Origin of the sequence: Franzmannia pantelleriensis, from assembly GCF_900102875.1 — a bacterium.
Taxonomy (GTDB): domain Bacteria; phylum Pseudomonadota; class Gammaproteobacteria; order Pseudomonadales; family Halomonadaceae; genus Franzmannia; species Franzmannia pantelleriensis.
This window is the reverse complement of sequence record NZ_FNGH01000012.1, coordinates 129,966-146,877: the sequence shown is the minus strand read 5'-3', so window position 1 is coordinate 146,877 and position 16,912 is coordinate 129,966. Positions and strand designations below refer to the sequence as shown.

The 16,912-nt window shown below is 64.7% G+C and carries 15 protein-coding genes and 3 tRNA genes; 10 read left to right on the top strand and 8 right to left on the bottom strand.

Features of this window, described 5'->3' with window-relative positions; genetic code table 11:
- Nucleotides 1-28 precede the first annotated feature (28 nt).
- From BLT16_RS15710 to BLT16_RS15680, 7 genes are all read left to right on the top strand, one after another.
- Nucleotides 29-484 (top strand): acetyl-CoA sensor PanZ family protein, encoded by a 456-nt coding sequence (locus BLT16_RS15710; protein WP_089659457.1) that lies wholly within the window; start codon nt 29-31, stop codon nt 482-484.
- Nucleotides 481-2,832: an AsmA family protein gene (locus tag BLT16_RS15705; protein ID WP_089659456.1), complete on the top strand. Its 2,352-nt coding sequence runs from the start codon at nt 481-483 to the stop codon at nt 2,830-2,832. The genes BLT16_RS15710 and BLT16_RS15705 overlap by 4 nt, the downstream gene beginning before the upstream one ends.
- A gap of 77 nt (nt 2,833-2,909) precedes the next feature.
- The gene (mutY, locus tag BLT16_RS15700) at nt 2,910-3,992 is read left to right on the top strand and encodes an A/G-specific adenine glycosylase (RefSeq protein ID WP_089659455.1); all 1,083 of its coding nucleotides are present in this window, start codon (nt 2,910-2,912) and stop codon (nt 3,990-3,992) included.
- A gap of 23 nt (nt 3,993-4,015) precedes the next feature.
- A complete protein-coding gene (locus BLT16_RS15695) occupies nt 4,016-4,288 on the top strand; it encodes an oxidative damage protection protein (RefSeq protein ID WP_089659454.1) in 273 nt (90 codons plus the stop codon).
- 83 nt (nt 4,289-4,371) lie between these two features.
- Nucleotides 4,372-4,447, top strand: a tRNA-Phe gene (locus BLT16_RS15690).
- Between the two features lie 6 nt (nt 4,448-4,453).
- Nucleotides 4,454-4,528 (top strand) — tRNA-Gln (locus tag BLT16_RS15685).
- 58 nt (nt 4,529-4,586) lie between these two features.
- A tRNA-Thr gene (locus BLT16_RS15680) sits at nt 4,587-4,662 on the top strand.
- A 29-nt stretch (nt 4,663-4,691) separates the two neighbouring features.
- Here BLT16_RS15680 and BLT16_RS21235 read toward each other — a convergent pair.
- From BLT16_RS21235 to BLT16_RS15665, 3 genes are all read right to left on the bottom strand, one after another.
- Nucleotides 4,692-4,910, bottom strand: a complete 219-nt coding sequence (locus BLT16_RS21235) for a BrnA antitoxin family protein (RefSeq protein WP_218124462.1) — start codon at nt 4,908-4,910, stop codon at nt 4,692-4,694.
- Nucleotides 4,911-5,059: 149 nt separating this feature from the next.
- Entirely contained in the window at nt 5,060-5,377 is a 318-nt protein-coding gene (locus BLT16_RS15670) for a helix-turn-helix domain-containing protein (protein WP_218124461.1), read from the bottom strand.
- Nucleotides 5,374-5,739: a type II toxin-antitoxin system RelE/ParE family toxin gene (locus tag BLT16_RS15665; protein ID WP_089659452.1), complete on the bottom strand. Its 366-nt coding sequence runs from the start codon at nt 5,737-5,739 to the stop codon at nt 5,374-5,376. Before BLT16_RS15665 ends, BLT16_RS15670 begins: the two co-directional genes overlap by 4 nt.
- Nucleotides 5,740-6,175: 436 nt before the next feature.
- On the opposite strand from BLT16_RS15665, the gene thpD reads away from it, so the two are divergent.
- Both thpD and BLT16_RS15655 read left to right on the top strand, forming a co-directional pair.
- Complete coding sequence (gene thpD / locus BLT16_RS15660) at nt 6,176-7,117, top strand: ectoine hydroxylase (protein WP_089659451.1); 942 nt, start codon at nt 6,176-6,178, stop codon at nt 7,115-7,117.
- A 134-nt stretch (nt 7,118-7,251) separates the two neighbouring features.
- The gene (locus BLT16_RS15655; RefSeq protein ID WP_089659450.1) at nt 7,252-7,917 is read left to right on the top strand and encodes a fumarylacetoacetate hydrolase family protein; all 666 of its coding nucleotides are present in this window, start codon (nt 7,252-7,254) and stop codon (nt 7,915-7,917) included.
- Between the two features lie 79 nt (nt 7,918-7,996).
- Here BLT16_RS15655 and speA read toward each other — a convergent pair whose 3' ends face one another.
- From speA to BLT16_RS15640, 3 genes are all read right to left on the bottom strand, one after another.
- Nucleotides 7,997-9,919 carry a biosynthetic arginine decarboxylase gene (gene speA, locus BLT16_RS15650; protein ID WP_089659449.1) on the bottom strand — a complete coding sequence of 641 codons (1,923 nt, stop codon included), beginning with the start codon at nt 9,917-9,919 and terminating at the stop codon, nt 7,997-7,999.
- Complete coding sequence (locus BLT16_RS15645) at nt 9,916-10,878, bottom strand: homoserine kinase (protein ID WP_089659448.1); 963 nt, start codon at nt 10,876-10,878, stop codon at nt 9,916-9,918. The genes speA and BLT16_RS15645 overlap by 4 nt, the downstream gene beginning before the upstream one ends.
- Before the next feature lie 85 nt (nt 10,879-10,963).
- Nucleotides 10,964-11,260 carry a DUF2782 domain-containing protein gene (locus tag BLT16_RS15640; protein ID WP_089659447.1) on the bottom strand — a complete coding sequence of 99 codons (297 nt, stop codon included), beginning with the start codon at nt 11,258-11,260 and terminating at the stop codon, nt 10,964-10,966.
- A 247-nt stretch (nt 11,261-11,507) separates the two neighbouring features.
- Here BLT16_RS15640 and polA point away from each other — a divergent pair, with 247 nt between their 5' ends.
- A complete protein-coding gene (gene polA, locus BLT16_RS15635) occupies nt 11,508-14,288 on the top strand; it encodes a DNA polymerase I (RefSeq protein WP_089659479.1) in 2,781 nt (926 codons plus the stop codon).
- A 26-nt stretch (nt 14,289-14,314) separates the two neighbouring features.
- Here the strand turns inward: polA and BLT16_RS15630 are convergent, their stop codons facing one another.
- Nucleotides 14,315-15,394, bottom strand: coding sequence for an ABC transporter ATP-binding protein (locus BLT16_RS15630; RefSeq protein ID WP_089659446.1), 1,080 nt, complete (start codon nt 15,392-15,394; stop codon nt 14,315-14,317).
- Nucleotides 15,391-16,887, bottom strand: a complete 1,497-nt coding sequence (locus BLT16_RS15625) for an ABC transporter permease (protein WP_218124460.1) — start codon at nt 16,885-16,887, stop codon at nt 15,391-15,393. The genes BLT16_RS15630 and BLT16_RS15625 overlap by 4 nt, the downstream gene beginning before the upstream one ends.
- Between the last annotated feature and the right edge of the window lie 25 nt (nt 16,888-16,912).

Here is a 16,912-nt window from a genome sequence, read left to right as displayed (position 1 = left end):
GTGCCGTCCCGGCCAGGGGAGATCAGATATGCCGGTAACGCTTCACAGGGTCGACCACCGCGACTGGTCAACGGATGACCAGACCGCCCTCGACCTTTCTCGTATCTATGCTGATGCGCCTGCCGAGCGTTTGCCGGCGCCCGCCGACGATTTCATTCGCGATCACCTCGAAGGTGGCGGCCTGTTCTGCTGCGCCTGTTTCAATGGCCGCCTGCTGGGGGCGGTAGCGGTGAATATCGACGCCGAAGCCTGGTGGCTGGCCTACACCTGCGTGCGCAAGACGACCCGCCGGCGCGGGGTCGGTTCGCACCTGCTGGCACTCATTGGCGACGCTGCGGCCGCTGAGCAACGGGTATTGCGGGTGGCCAGCGCCACGTTGCAGATGGGTGACCAGCTACTGCTGTCGCGGCTAGGCTATCGCGCCTCGCCCGAGGGCGATTATTTCGAATTCAATCCGAGTGGCTCCCGGGGAGGACATCAATGAGAGCGCTACTGCGAACCCTGCTGGCAGTCATCGGGGTACTGGGGCTGGTGGTGGTCGGGGCGGTGGTCTATGTCACCACCTTCTTCGATCCCAACGACCTCAAGCCGCGGCTGATCGATGTGGTTCGCGAACAGACCGGCCTCGAACTGACCCTCGACGGGCCATTGGCGTGGTCGTTCTATCCGCGCTTGGGGGTAAGCGTGGCCGACGCCGAGGCTTGGCTGCCCGAGCAGTCCGCCGACGAAGAGGTCTTCGCCGCCCTCGACAAGGCCGAGGTCAGCTTGGCATTCGCCCCGCTGCTTACCGGCGAGATTGCCATTGAGGGCCTGACCCTTAATGGCATGCGTCTCAACCTCGAGCGCGACGTCGAGGGCCAGGGTAACTGGGAGGTGCTGCTGGAGCGCCTCGACGAGCGCAGCGAAGAGGCCGCCGAAGCGCTGGCGCCGGCCTCCGCCGGTCCGGCGGTAAACGACGACGCCGGCATGCGTGTGGCGTTGAATGTCGCCAGCGTCACGCTGCGCGACAGCGAGGTGCGCTATCGTGACTGGCAGCGCGACCTGCAGCTGCGCGTCACTGGCCTCGATATCACCGGCAGCAACGTCAATCCGCAGCGCGCCTTCCCGCTCAAGAGCAGTTTCCGGCTCTCGGCCTACCCCGATGCCGCCTGGCAGGAGAGCGACGATGTCGAACCCGAGTGGGTCAGCAGCGTGCGCGGCGAGAGCCGGGTACGGCTGGGACTGCGCGATGGCCGCTATGAGCTCGAGAACCTCAATCTCGAGACCAGCACTACCCTGGCAGCGCTGGAAGACCGCAAGCAGCAGGCCAACCTGCAGCTGCGCCAGCTGGTGGCCAGCACCGAAACCAGGCGGCTGGAGATCGACGGCGGTCGCCTCGACACCAGCCTGGTGCATCCGGCGGCTGGTGACCGCGCCTTGGCACTCAGCCTTGGTTTCATTGCCGACCTTGATATTGACGAGCAGCGCTTGCACCTGCGCAGCCTGGAGTTGAGCGGCCCCGATGACCTCGACCTCAGCGGAAGCGTGACGCTGACGGAGCTGTTCGAGGCGCCGCGCTATACCGGCCTGGTCAGTCTGGCACCACTATCGCTGCGCCCTTGGCTGGCGCGCTTCGATGCCCTTCCCGAGACCGCCAGCGACGCGGCACTCGGCGACGTGGCGCTGACCAGCCCGGTGCAGGGGGATCTGGAGCGACTCAATCTCACCAATCTGACCATGGTGGTCGATGACAGCACCTTTACCGGGCGCCTCGGCGCCGGGCTCTTTGGTCAGTCGCTGAGTTTCGACCTGCAGGGCGACCACCTGGACCTCGACGCATACCTGCCGCCCGCCGAGCCCGCCGCCGAAAGCGCCATGCTGCGCCAGCTGCTGGGCCGCATGGCGTATGCCGACGAGGATCAAGAGGCGGCGCTGCCGATCGCCTGGCTGGCGCCGCTGGACCTGGCTGGCGAGTTGCGCCTGGAGCGGCTCACGGCACTGGGGCTGGTGATCCGCAATGCCGAGCTGGCTGTCGAAGGCCGTGAGGGCGTGCATCAGCTGTCGCGCTTCGAGGGGCAGCTGTTCGACGGCAGTCTGACGGCCAGCGGTGAGCTCGACCAGCGCGAGGAGACACCGCGCTGGGCCTTCGCGCCGCGCCTCGAGCGGGTGCAGGTGGTGCCCCTCTACGCTGCGCTGGCCGATCAAGAGTCGCCGCTGCGTGGGCGTCTCAGTCTCGATGGCGACCTTACCACTCGAGGCGAGACCCGCGGGTTGATGACACGGAACTTGAACGGAAACGTGGCGCTGCGCATCGATGATGGCGCGGTCTTCGACGTCAATGTCTCCCAGGAGCTGTGCGGCGTGGTAGCGGCGCTGGATGGCGAGGAGATGAGCCGTGACTGGAGCAGCGACACCCGCTTTGAGCGCGCCGAGGCGAGCTTCACCCTGCGCGACGGTATGGCCCACAACGACGATTTGGAGATCAGCATCCCCGGGATTCGACTCGGTGGTGGCGGTGAGTTCAATCTGGCCACCCAGCGTTTCGATTATAGCGCGGCGGCGCGCCTGGTGGATTCGGCGGATGCCGCCTGCCGCGTCAATCCGCGCCTCGAGCGCGTGCCGCTACCGGTACGCTGCGAGGGGCAGCTGGACGAGGATAGCAGTGAGTGGTGCCGCTTCGACCGCGCTGCGTTCCAGAGCGCGCTGGGCGAGATCCTGCGCGACGAAGCATCTTCGCGGGCCGCGCAAGAGATCGAGGAGCGTCTCGGCGGCGCCCTAGAAGGACTCGACGAGCGCCTCGGTGAGGGAGCAGGGAGGGAACTTCGTGAAGGATTGCGGGGTCTGTTCAACTGAAGGCTAGCAAGCCAGTCACCTGCGCCGACGTCACCGTCGGCGCTTTTTTATGTCACCAGTAGTGCGATGAGTCTCCAATGCCTGATATGCCTCGCCCTGTGCTCGCCCCGGATGAGTTTCAACGGCGCCTGTTGGCGTGGTTCGACGAGCACGGCCGCACGAGTTTGCCCTGGCAGCACGACAAGACCCCATATCGCGTGTGGGTCTCCGAAATCATGCTGCAGCAGACCCAGGTCGCCACGGTGATCCCCTACTATGAGCGCTTCATGGCGCGTTTTCCCACCGTCGAGCACCTGGCCGCGGCAGAGCAGGACGACGTGCTGCACCTGTGGACCGGGCTTGGCTACTATGCGCGGGGCCGCAACCTGCACAAGGCGGCGCAGCAGGTGATCGAAGAGCACGCTGGCGAGTTTCCGGTGCACAGTCTCGAGGCCATGGCCGCGCTGCCGGGTATCGGCCGCTCTACGGCAGGGGCCATCATCAGCATCAGTACCGGCCAGCGGGCAGTGATCCTCGACGGCAACGTCAAGCGCGTGCTGACCCGGCTACATGCCGAACCCGGCTGGCCTGGCCGGCCAGCGGTGGAGCGCCGGCTGTGGTCGCTGGCAGAGTACTATACGCCCACGTCACGACTGCCCGACTACAGCCAGGCGATGATGGATCTCGGAGCCACCCTGTGTCGTCGCGGTACTCCCAGTTGCCTGCTGTGCCCCTTCGAAGATGTCTGCGAGGCGCATGCTCGCGGCGAAGAGAAGCGCTACCCCGAGTCCAAGCCCAAGAAAACGTTGCCCGAGCGCAGTACCATCATGCTGCTGCTTCACGACAGCGAAGGCCGGGTGCTCCTTGAGCAGCGCCCTGGTGCCGGCCTCTGGGGCGGGCTATGGTGTTTTCCACAGTTCGACGACCCCGACGCCCTGCAGGCGTGGCTCGACGTACATGCCCCCGACGCCGACCAGGAGCCGGCCTGGCGGGGGTTTCGTCACACCTTCAGCCATTTTCACCTGTGGATTATCCCTCAGCCTGTCGCCTGCCGACCGGCGCGGGTGGTCAATGCCCCGGGGCGGCTGTGGTATCACCTCGCCGAGCCTGTCACCATTGGCTTGGCGGCACCAGTCAAGGCATTGATTGGCAGCCTCGCCCAGCATCTCGACGAAGCCTGATCGTTTATCGCAAGGAGTGACCCATGAGTCAGACCGTGTTCTGCCGCAAGTATCAGCAGGAGCTCGAAGCGCTGCCGATGCCGCCTCTGCCTGGCAAGAAGGGCCAGGAGATCCAGGCCAGTGTCTCCAAGCAGGCCTGGGAAGAGTGGCAGGCGCTGCAGACCCGGCTGATCAACGAGAAGCACCTCAACCTGCTCGACCCCGAGGCGCGCGAGTATCTGATGGAGCAGCTCGAGCGCTTCCTCGACAACCGCGAAACCGACCAGGCCGAGGGCTACATCCCCCCCAGCCAGTGAGACGGACAGGTTCGCCATCCGGTTGATCTAAAAAGTCTTGACGGGGATAAAGGATTCTAGTTAAATACGTCCCCGTTGGCAGGGGCCAGATAGCTCAGTTGGTAGAGCAGGGGATTGAAAATCCCCGTGTCGGCGGTTCGATTCCGTCTCTGGCCACCACGCTGCTGGGGTATAGCCAAGTGGTAAGGCACCGGTTTTTGGTATCGGCATTCCCAGGTTCGAATCCTGGTACCCCAGCCATCGCCAACCCAGTTTCCAGAGCATCAAGTAGATGCCGAAGGTTGCAGAGGTTGCCCGCGCCGGCATAGCTCAGTTGGTAGAGCAACTGACTTGTAATCAGTAGGTCCCGGGTTCGACTCCTGGTGCCGGCACCAAGCAAAAGCTCAGCCATATCAAGCATCTACTATATATTAAACCGCCCTAATTTGAGGCGGTTTTTTCGTATGTGTCTACAAAGTGTCAACCGAGCTTCGCAACGGGGTTCAGCTTGACGGCTTCCTCCAGATGATTCGGGGTAAGGTGAGGATAGCGCATGGTTGATTCTGGTCTGCCAGCCGGGGCCAGTACTGCAAAAAGCTTCGATCACGTCCTGGTAGTAGCAGATCTTGACGAGCCTTTGCATTCTTTGGGCTCAAGAGGTGGGCAACCACGACCACGCTTGACCAGGGTATCACCGTGGTACTGGTGGGCATGCTCGAACCATTTCTGGTCGAGTTCGGGCGCGTCGTCGGGATCAGGTTCATCTGGATGTGTGTTCATGAATCTCGCACCTCAAGCCATTTCCAGTTCGACGTGTCCTGGGGAGGAACGTCGCCGTGAGGGGCCGATGACGATTTTGACGTCTCTACCCAGTCGAGCGATGGCCTCGAGCATCTTGGCTTCGCTGATGCCGCGGAACTGCCCGCGTAGGAGGGCAGAAACCTTGGGCTGGGGAATGCCCATTAGCTCTGCCGCTTTGGTCTGCGTGAGGCGGCGGTGCTTGATGATCTCGGCGATCTTGGCGGCCAACTGGGCCTTGATCAGCATTTCCTCGGCATCTGGCATGCCCAGGTCGGCATAGACGTTGGTGGAGCCGGTTTGGATGGTCATGATGTTTCTCCCTTGGCGTGCTGTTCGGCCAGCTTGAGTCGGTCGCGGATCTTGTCCAGGTCTGGCTTGGGTGTGGCGATGCCCCTGGAGGACTTCTTTTGGAAGCAGTGAAGGACGTAGACCGCATCGCCCAGCTTGACCGTATAGACAGCGCGATAGGTGTCACGGTGGTGGTCTTCGACGACCTCGAGGACGCCAGCAGATCCGAACCCCTTGAGCGGCTTTGCCTGCGGGTGCTTGGTGCCAGCCTGGGCGAGGTGGAGGGCGAAGCCAAAGACGTCTTGGACGTCATCGGGCATGGCCAGTAGATCTTTCTTGCTGCTGGCAACCCAGTGCACGGGCTGGAGGGGCGTCGAATTCATAGTACGAGTCTATACCTATATGGTAATAGCTACAAGTATCGAAGGGGTGTCGACAGCGACATGCCAGAAGGGGCTCCAGCGAACGGAAAGATTTTCGTAAATGATTGATTTATGGCGGCGTGAGCCGCTGAAAGCCGGCGAGAAAGGGTCTTGCAATCAGTAGGTCCCGGGTTCGACTCCTGGTGCCGGCACCAAGCAAAAGCTCAGCCATATCAAGCATCTACTTCTCGAATAAGTCGCCCACCAGAGGCGGCTTTTTTGTGCGTGACGGACAGGATCAGCGGCGCAATCGGGGGCTTGAATTGAGCCGGTTCGCCCCGATGTCTCTACGTGGACCGCCAGCGACCACCGTGCCACACCCCGTGGTGCGATGTTCCCTGTCGGCTCGATATTTCTGCATCTACAACCCGATCACAAGCCTTAGGAGGTGATTTGGATGTCGGTACAGACCGCTACCCGTAACGCTCACTACCATTCTCCCGCCGCGCAGCAGCGCGATCCCTATCCCACGCGGCTGTCGCAGCCGCTCGATATGCCCTGGCTCAGGCGCCGCGAAGCGGTGGTCAAGGGCAGCGCGGAAGACGGCCCCTTGAGCCAGGCCCAGCTCGATGACTTCGAGCGCCAGGGGTTCCTGTTCGAGCCCAACTTTCTCAGCGGCGATGAGCTGGAAGCCCTGCGCGAAGAGCTCAAAGCACTGATGTCCAACCAGGACTTCGTCGGCCGTGATTTCAGCATCACCGAGCCAGGCGGCGAGGAGATCCGCTCGCTGTTTGCCGTGCACTTCCTCTCCGAGCGTTTTCGGCGCCTGGCGCAGGATTCACGTCTGATGGGGCGCGCCGAACAGATCCTTGGTGGTGAGGCGTATGTTCATCAGTCGCGGATCAACTATAAGCCCGGCTTTGAGGGCAAGGGCTTCAATTGGCACTCCGATTTCGAAACCTGGCACGCCGAGGATGGCATGCCGGCGATGCATGCGTTGAGTGCGTCGATCGTGCTCACCGACAATCACCACTTCAACGGCCCGCTGATGCTGGTGCCGGGCTCGCACAAGGTCTTCGTGCCGTGCCTCGGCGAGACACCGGATGATCACCACAAGCAGTCACTGAAAATGCAGGAGCTCGGCGTTCCCGACCGCCAGGCGCTCAGCGAGCTGATCGAGCGCCACGGCATCGAGGCGCCTACTGGTGCGGCGGGAGGACTGCTACTGTTCGACTGCAATACGCTGCACGGCTCGAACGCCAATATGTCGCCCGACCCGCGCAGTAACGCATTTTTTGTTTACAATCGATGTGATAACCGCTGCGTTGAGCCCTATGCGGCGAGGCGACCGCGGCCGTCGTTTCTGGCTCACCAGCCGGATGAGGCCTGGTCGCCGTGACGCCGCTCATGGTGACCCACAGCGCATGAAGCGGGGGCGCTGGACTGGCGCGCCCGCTGCGGTAGACTGTAATGCTTATAGTGCAAGCGGCGCCCGAGACGTCGCCTCCCTTTCATCCAGGAGAATATCCCGCCATGCGCTTTGTTCCCCGTTTCACCGATGGCCAGGAATTTCCTCACGCGCTGGGCAAGATCGTCTGCGTCGGTCGCAATTATGCCGACCACGCCAAAGAGCTGGACAATCCGATTCCCACCGAACCGCTGCTGTTCATCAAGCCGTCGACCTGTGCGGTGCCGCTCGATGAGCCGATTGACGCGCCGTTTTCCCGCGGTGACGTGCATTTCGAGACCGAGCTGGCGCTGCTGATCGGCGAGCCGCTGACCCATGCCACGTCCTCGGAAGCCGAGCGCGCGGTGGTAGGTATCGGCCTGGCGTTGGATCTGACGCTGCGCGACGTGCAGTCGCAGCTCAAGGAGAAGGGCTACCCGTGGGAAATTGCCAAGAGTTTCGACGGTGCCTGCCCGCTGTCGCCGTTTCTGGCCCTTAGCCGCGTACCCAACTGGAGTGCGCTGACCTTCAGCCTGGATATCGACGGCGAGCGAGTGCAGAGCGGTGAAGGCTCCGACATGCTGTTCCCGGTAGCGACCCTGCTGGCCGAGATGAGCCGCCACTTCACGCTGCTGCCTGGCGACGTGGTACTGACCGGTACGCCGCCGGGCGTTGGCGAGCTACCGCGCGGCGCCGAGCTGCACTTCACCCTGACCGGCGGGCTGGAAGTGGCCACTCGGGTCATCGACTAGGCGCAGCCGCGACTGGTCAAACCCAATGCGCCCCCGCAGCCAGGCTGCGGGGGCGCATTGGGTTAGCGCGTTGGCCCGATCACTCGAGGTAGGTGTAGCCCTGCAGGCCGGCGGAGAGGTCGGCGAGGAAGGCTTCACGCTCTTCAGCGCTGAGCTCGCTGGCCTCCAGCTGACTGGCCAGATGACGGCGCAGCACCTCGGCGTCGAAATTGACGTGGTCGAGGACCTGGGCCACGGTGTCGCCCTGAATGGCATGGGACAGCACCCAGTCGCCGTTAGCATCGAGGGCGGCGTCCACCGAGTCAGTATCGCCGAACAGGTTGTGCAGGTCGCCTAGGATCTCCTGATAGGCGCCGACCAGGAAGAAGCCGAGCAGCTTTTCATCACCGTCGCGCCACTCCGGTAGCGGTAAGGTGCTCTCCACGCCCTGGCCGTCGACGTAGTTGTCGATGCGGCCGTCGCTGTCGCAGGTGATGTCCTGAATCACCCCGCGGCGAGTCGGTGCTCGCTCCAGGCCGCTCAGGGGTATGACCGGAAATATCTGTTTGATGCCCCATACGTCGGGCAGCGACTGGAACAGCGAAAAGTTGACGAACAACTTGTCGGCGAGCTTCTCGGCAAGTTCGTCGAGGATCTCGCGGTGGGCGCGATTGCGCCCGTCGAGACGTGCCTTGAGTCGTGCGCAGGCGGCGAAGTAGACCGCCTCACCCTCGGCTCGGGCGAGGATGTCGGCCAGGCCCAGCACGAAGCGATCCTGCAGCTCGCCCATGGCCTGTACCAGATCGTGGTAGGCCTCGACCAGCCCGCGCGGTTCGTGCATGTCGGCCAGTCGGCCATGCACGCGCCACAGCTCGTCGATCTGCGGGTCGTCCTCGACCTGGCGCGGCGGCGCCTGGTCGTCGATGCGCTCTTCGCCGATCACGTTGGTGATCAGCACAGCGTGGTGGGCGGTCAGTGCGCGGCCCGATTCGCTGATCAGGTGAGGGTGCGGCAGTCCTTCGGCCTCGCAGGCCTGGCGGAAGGCCCACACCACGTTGCTGGCGTATTCGCGCATCGAATAGTTGATCGAGAACTCGCTGCGCGAGCGGGTGCCTTCATAGTCGATGCCCAGGCCACCGCCGACGTCGACGGTATCCACCGGCGCACCGAGTTCGCGCAGGCTCTGGTAGAAGCGCGCGCACTCACGCAGGCCGCGCTGGATATCGCGGATATTGGCGATCTGCGAGCCGAGGTGGAAGTGCACCAGCTGCAGGCTGCCCAGCGCGTCGCTGCGCTCGAGGCGCTCGACGACCCCGAGGATCTGGCCGGCGGTGAGGCCGAACTTGGACTTCTCGCCGCCGGTGTCCTGCCACTTGCCGCGACCCACCGAGGCGAGTCGGGCGCGCAGACCGATACGCGGCGTGACGCCGAGATCGGCAGCCTCCTCGAGAATGATATCGAGCTCGGAATACTTCTCCACCACCAGATAAACGCGGTGGCCAAGTTTCTCGCCCATCAGCGCCAGGCGGATGTACTCGCGGTCCTTGTAGCCGTTGCAGACGATCAGCGACGAGCCGTCGCCGGACAGCGCCAGCACCGCCAGTAGCTCGGGCTTGCTGCCGGCCTCGAGGCCGACGCGACCGTGACCGCGCTCCTGGGTGGCGAGAATCTCCTCCACCACCCGGCGCTGTTGATTGACCTTGATCGGGTAGACCGCGGTATAGCCGCTGCCGTAGCCCTCTTCGCGAATGGCGGCGTCGAAGGCCGCGCATAGCTGTTCGACGCGGTCATGCAGGATATCGGTAAAGCGCACCAGCACCGGCAGGCGCAGGCCGGCCTCGCGCAGTTGGTCGACCAGCGCATCCAGCGGCAGCGCCGGGCCATCGGTTTCGCTGCCGAGTGGGCGCACCACGGTGTGGCCGCCGTCGTCGACATCGAAGTAGCCGCTGCCCCACTGGTCGATGTTGTAGGTGTGGCGCGCCAGGCGTGAAGGCGACGGGGCGCCGGCATCGAGCAGGCTCATGCGGGGTGAATCTCCGGCAGGGCCAGCGCGCCGTTTTGCAGGCGGCTGAGCAGAATGGTCCGGAACTGCTCCGGGTCATGGGGCGTCAGGTCGTGGGCGGGCGGGTCGACGTAGACCACCAGCAGCCGCGACAACCAGTAGCGCAGCGCGGTCATGCGCAGCATCATCGGCCAAGCCGCGCGCTCGGCGTCGGTCAGCGGTCGGCGTGCCTGATAGGCGCGCAGAATGGCGTCGTGACGCGCCGCATCGAGGCTGCCGTCGGCGTGCACCGCCCAGTCGTTGATGACGATCGCCAGGTCGAACAGTAGGTCGCCGGTGCAGCCGTTGTAGAAGTCGATGATGCCGCCCAGTCGCTCGCCGTCGAACAGCGTATTGTCGCGGAACAGGTCGCCGTGTAATGCACCCTGAGGCAGGTCCGGGGCATCACCGAAGAAGGCCTGGTAAGCATCGACTTCGTCGCTCATCAGCGCCTGGTCGTCGGCGGAGAGATAGACCAGCACTCGATGGTGCATGGCCACCAGCCAGTGCAGGTCGCGGGGGTTGGGCCGATGACCGTCGAAGTGTCTCGATACCGCATGCATATGGCCCAACGTCTCTCCCAGCGCCTCGCACTGGGCGAGGTTCGGCGAGGAGGGGTGCTTGCCGGGCAGGCGCGGGAACAGCAGCGCCGGTTTGCCGGCCAGGCTCTGCAGGGCAACACCCTGGCAGTCGTGCACCGGACCGGGTACCGGCAGGCGGTGATCAGCCAGATAGTCGAGCAAGTCAACGAAGAACGGCAGCTCGTCATGCTCGCCCTGCTCGAACAGCGTCAGCACCAGTGCCTGGCGGTCGGTGGTGACGAAATAGGTGGTGTTTTCGGTGCCGCTGGGCACGCCCTCGATCTGTGTCAGCGTGCCAACGTCGAAACGTTGCAGGAACTCTGCGACCTGAGCCTGGCTCAGCGGGGTAAATACGGCCATGTGTCTCTCGCCCGGGGTTGCCAAGCGGCACATTGTACCGTCTTGCCAGTGCGATGCACGAAAAGTGTCGTCGGCCGGAACAGGCTCAGCGCGCCGTGTTGACCCAGTCGGGGATCTCTACCGCATCGCCGCTTACGCGGCTGAAATTGCCGTCACCACGGCGATCGAGCAGGTGGTAGCGGTCACCGTCGCGGGTGCGGATCTCGATGGCGTAGAGCTGTCCGTTGACGCGGAACTCGCGCAGGGTGCGGTCCGCCTCCTGGCGCTCGGTGACCTGCGGTTCGGGCGACGACTGCGCATGACCGGCGAGGCTGCCGAGCAGCAGGCTCGAGAGCAGTACGGCGGCCAGCAGCGTAGCGCGGGACAGACCTGATAGTGACATGTAACCTCCTGCCGTGAGCGGCACGGTATGCTGCCTGCTTGGACTCCGGCGGCGCGCGGGAATTCACTGCTGCAGGCGATGCGACGAGAGATAGGGCCTCCTGCCCTCGGCGGCAAGATAGCATAAATCTCGGTGGCTCCCTTGGCGAGAGACACAGGCTGATCCCGTCCCTGATAGGGGACGCCTGACGCAGCGCGGCGAGCTGCGTATCATGGAGACATTGCTCACGCTCAAGGATCGCTTCGCCATGGCTGCCAGCCCCATCGTTCTCGTCGACGGCTCCTCCTATCTGTATCGCGCCTTTCATGCCCTGCCGCCGCTGACCACCTCCCAGGGCCAGCCCACCGGTGCGGTCAAGGGCGTGCTCAACATGCTCAAGCGGCTGATCAAGGACTACCCGGACAGCCCCATGGCGGTGGTCTTCGACGCCAAGGGCAAGACCTTCCGTGACGAGCTCTACGCCGAGTACAAGGCCCAGCGGCCGCCGATGCCCGACGACCTGCGCAGCCAGGTCGAGCCGCTGCATGCCTGTGTGCGTGCCCTGGGCCTGCCGCTGCTGTGCATCGAAGGGGTCGAGGCCGACGATGTCATCGGCACCCTGGCGCGACGCGCCACCGAGGCCGGTCGCGACGCGGTGATCTCCACCGGCGACAAGGATATGGCGCAGCTGGTGAATGGCCATATCACCCTGGTCAATACCATGAAGGACGAGACGCTGGATGTGGCCGGCGTGGAGGAGAAGTTCGGCCTGCCGCCATCGCTGATCATCGACTTCCTGGCGCTGATGGGCGACAAGGTCGACAACATTCCCGGGGTGCCGGGGGTCGGTGAGAAGACCGCCCTCGGCCTGCTGCAGGGCGTCGGTGGCGGGCTCGATGCCATCTATGCCGACCTCGACAAGGTCAAGGAGCTGGATTTTCGTGGCGCCAAGACCCTGCCCAAGAAGCTCGAGCAGCACCGCGACCAGGCGTTTCTCTCCTACCAGCTGGCCACCATCAAGACCGACTGCGAGCTGCCGGTGGGGCTCGACGACCTGGATATCGCCCATCCCGACCGCGAGGCGCTGCTCGAGCTGTATCGCGAGATGGAGTTCAAGGCCTGGCTATCGGAGCTGCTCGAGGGCAAGGATGAAGGCGTCGACGACGTGGTAGGCGGCACTGCTACGCCTCAGGCCGAGGACGATGAGCCCGCGGCCAGCGGCACCCCGCGCGAGGATCAGGTGATCGTCGACCAGGCCACCCTGGATACCTGGCTCGAGCGCCTGCGCCAGGCCGAGCGCTTCTGCTTCGATCTCGAGACCACCAGTCTCAACTACATGGAGGCGGAAATCGTCGGGGTGGGGCTGGCATTGGAGCCCGGCGAGGCGGCCTATATTCCACTCGGCCACGACTACCTCGATGCCCCGGCCCAGCTCGACCGCGACGCGGTGCTGGCGGCGCTCAAGCCGCTGCTGGAAGACCCGTCCAAGGGCAAGATCGGCCAGAATCTCAAGTACGACATCTCAGTGCTGGCCAACTATCAGATCGGCGTGGTCGGGCCGCTGGCCGACACCATGCTCGCCTCCTATGTGCTCAACTCCACCGCCACCCGCCACGACATGGACTCGCTGGCACTCAAGTACCTCGGCGAGAAGACCATCAGCTTCGAGGAGATCGCCGGCAAGGGCGCCAAGCAGCTGACCTTCAACCAGATTGCCCTCGAGCAGGCCGCGCCCTACGCCTGCGAGGACGTCGACATCACCCTGCGCCTGCAGCATGAGCTACGCCCGCGCCTCGAGGCCGAAGGCCGGCTCGCCGCGGTGCTCGATGAGCTGGAGCTGCCGCTGGTGCCGGTGCTGTCGCGCATGGAGCGCACCGGGGTGGCGCTCGACGCCGAACGGCTGCACACCCAGAGCCAGGCCCTGGCCGAGCGCATCCGCGAGCTCGAGGCCGAGGCCTTCGAGCTGGCCGGACGCGAGTTCAACCTCAGCTCGCCCAAGCAGCTCGGCGAGATTCTGTTCGAGGAGCAGAAGATCCCGGTGCTCAAGAAGACCCCCAAGGGGGCGCCGTCCACCGCCGAGGCGGTCCTCGAGGAGCTGGCGCTGGACTACCCGCTGCCCAAGGTGATCATGCAGCACCGCGGCCTGGCCAAGCTCAAGTCGACCTACACCGACAAGCTGCCGCGTCTGGTCAATGCCACTACCAAGCGCCTGCATACCAGCTATCACCAGGCGGTCACCGCCACCGGGCGGCTGTCGTCGTCGGACCCCAATCTGCAGAACATTCCGATTCGCACCGAGGAGGGGCGCAAGATTCGCCAGGCGTTCGTGGCGCGTCCCGGCTACCGTATCGTCGCCGCCGACTACTCGCAGATCGAGCTGCGCATCATGGCTCACCTCTCCGAGGACAAGGGCCTGCTCGAGGCCTTCGCCGAGGGCCGCGATATCCACGCTGCCACTGCCGCCGAGGTATTCGGGGTGCCCCTCGACAAGGTCTCCGCCGACCAGCGGCGCAGCGCCAAGGCGATCAACTTCGGGCTGATCTACGGCATGAGCGCCTGGGGGCTGTCGCGGCAGCTGCACATCGAGCGCAACCAGGCTCAGACCTACATCGACCGTTACTTCGACCGCTATCCTGGCGTGGCACGCTACATGGACCGCATCCGCGCTCAGGCCGCCGACGACGGCTACGTCGAGACGGTATTCGGCCGGCGCCTCTACCTGCCCGAGATCAAGGCCCAGAACCACGCCCGCCGCCAGGCCGCCGAGCGCACCGCCATCAACGCACCGATGCAGGGCACCGCGGCGGACATCATCAAGCGCGCGATGATCGAGGTCGACGCCTGGCTACAGGGCAGCGCCAAGACGCCCTGCGAATTCGATGCCTGGATGGTGATGCAGGTCCACGATGAGCTGGTCTTCGAGGTCAAGGAGGCCGACGTCGACGGCTTTATCGACGCGGTCAAGACGCACATGCGCGATGCCGCCGAACTGCGCGTGCAGCTAATCGTCGAGGCCGAGAGTGGGAGTAACTGGGACGAAGCGCATTGATGGCGCCGGGCGCAAAGCGCCCGGCGCTAGTACTGCAGCACCGTGGCGGTACGCTGGGGCTCGAGGCTGACCTGTTCACCGATCTGCCATAGGGTGTGGCTGGGGGTGATGGCGCAGAAGCGCTGGCCGTGCTGCTCGAGCAGGTAGAAGCAGTCGTGGCCGCGGAACTCGCGCTCGACTACGGTAGCACCCTGGCCGTCCGGCGCGGTGGCCAGTGCCAGGTGCTCGGGGCGCAGCGAGACCCGTACCTGGCCGCTGGTCGCGGGAGTGATGGCCACTGGCCCCAGCGCGGTCTGGGCGATCTCACCGTCGGCATTGGCATCGAGCAGATTGGTATGGCCGAGGAATTCGGCGACGAAGGCGGTGGCCGGATGCTGGTAGACCCGCTCGGGGCGATCGACCTGAATCAGCTTGCCGGCGTGCATCACGCCGACCTGATCGGCGAAGGAGAGCGCTTCGGCCTGGTCGTGGGTGACCAGAATCACCGAGGTGCCGGCGGCCTTGAACAGCTGGCGGACCTCTTTGCGGGTCGACTCGCGCAGCGCCGCGTCGAGGTTGGAGAAGGGCTCGTCGAGCAGCACCAGCTGCGGCTCGGCAGCCAAGGTCCGGGCCAGTGCCACGCGCTGCTGCTGGCCGCCTGAGAGCTCATCGGGCATGCGTTCGGCGAGATCGGCCAGGCCGACCATATCGAGCCACTCGCGGGCACGGGCGGGGCGCTTGGCCTTGGGCAGATGGCGCATGGCGAAGGCCACGTTCTGGCCCAGGCTCATGTGCGGAAACAGCGCATAGTCCTGGAACACGATGCCGATGCGGCGCTGCTGCGGCGGCTGGTCGAGGATGCTTTTTCCACGCAGCAGGATGTCACCACTCTCGGGGTGCTCGAACCCGGCAATCATGCGCAGGGTGGTGCTTTTGCCGCAGCCGCTGGGGCCGAGCAGAGCAAGAATCTCACCGTTGCCGAGATCGAAGCCCACGTTCTCTACCGCCAGAGGGTCCTGCCGCCGGTAGCGTTTGCTCAGCCCGCTGATGCTGAGCAGTGGCGCCGGACGTTGGGTCGCCGAGGCCTGTTGGGGCTGGGGCGTAGCGTTGAGATTTAGGGTGGTCATCGCTTGCCCTCTTTGGTTAACAGGAAGCCCACCGACAAGCTCGAGAAGACCACGATGGCGGCGGCGAAGGGGGCCGCTTCGGCCAGCATGCCCTCGGAGGTTCGGGTGAACACGGTCACCGCCAGGGTGGTATAGCCGGTCGGTGCCAGCAAGAAGGTGATTGGTAGCTCTTTCATGCATAGCACGAAGACCAGTGCGATACCGGCCAGGATGCCACGGCGCAGACGCGGGAAGATCACCCACAGGAAGGTGCTAAACGGACCGTGGCCCAGCGAGTGGGCGGCCTCTTCCATGTTGGGACGGGTCTGCAGCAGGGCATTACGAATCGGCCCCAGCGCCAGGGCCAGCGAGGCCATCGCCCAGGTCACGACCAGCAGCGTCAGCGTCTGATACAGGAAGGGCGCCGTGTGAAGCGAGAAGAACACCATCGCCAGCGCCAGGGTCAGCGGCGGGATCGCGTAGCCGATATACGCCGAGCGCTCGATCAGGGTCGCTGCGGTGGAGCGGTAGCGCACCGTGAGATAGGCGACCGGCAGGGCGAAGGCCGCCGCCAGCAGGGCGGCGGGCAGCGCCGCCCCCGCCGAGCGCAGGAAGGTGCCCGGCACCCGGGCGAAGAAGCTCAGATCGGGCGGCGCGAGCACCAACCAGTAGCCGAGGATCAGCGTCGGCAGGCCCACCGATGCGCCGAATATCAGCAGCAGATAGGGGTAAGCCAGCCAGCGCAGGCGGCCCAGCCGCATGGGCTTGACGGGGCGTGCCACCCCAGTGCCGACCCTTGCCAGCCTGCGCTTGACCACCAGGCTATCGAGCATCACGAAACTCGCCGCCACCGCCAGCAGCATGATCGACAGCCAGGCGGCATAGATACGGTCGAAGGCGCCGGAGTACTGAGTGTAGATGGCGTAGCTGAAGGCCTCGTAGCGCATCAAGGCCACGGCGCCAAAGTCACCCAGTACATACAGGGTAATCACCAGCCAGCCGGCCATCAGCGAGGGGGCCAGATGGGGCAGAGTGATCTTGAGAAATATCTCTCGACTGCCGTAGCCGAGGCTCCTGGCGCTCTCCTCGAGGTTTCCATCCAGGCCGGCCAGGGTGGCTCGCAGGTTGAGAAACAGATAGGGGAAGGTATACAGCGATAGCGCCAGGGTGGCGCCGAAATAGCCCTCTATACGAGGCAACTGCACGCCGGTCAGTTGTGCCAGCACCCCATAGTTGCCGCCCAGCCCGATCAGCGCATAGGCCATCACATAGCCGGGCACTGCCAGCGGGATCACGCCGAGAATGGTCAACAAGCGTTTGAAGCGGATATCGGTGCGCACCACTAGCCAGGCCAGCGGCAGCGCCATCAACGTGGTCATGACCACCACGCCTGCGGCCAGCGATAGCGTATTGAGCAGCAGGTCGAGATTACGCTGGCGAAGTAACAGGTTGTTGAGTGTCTGCGGGTCGGCCTCGAAGGCGCGTAGCCCGAGGTAGAACAGCGGCACTAGCATTGCCCCTGCCACTAGCAGAGATGGC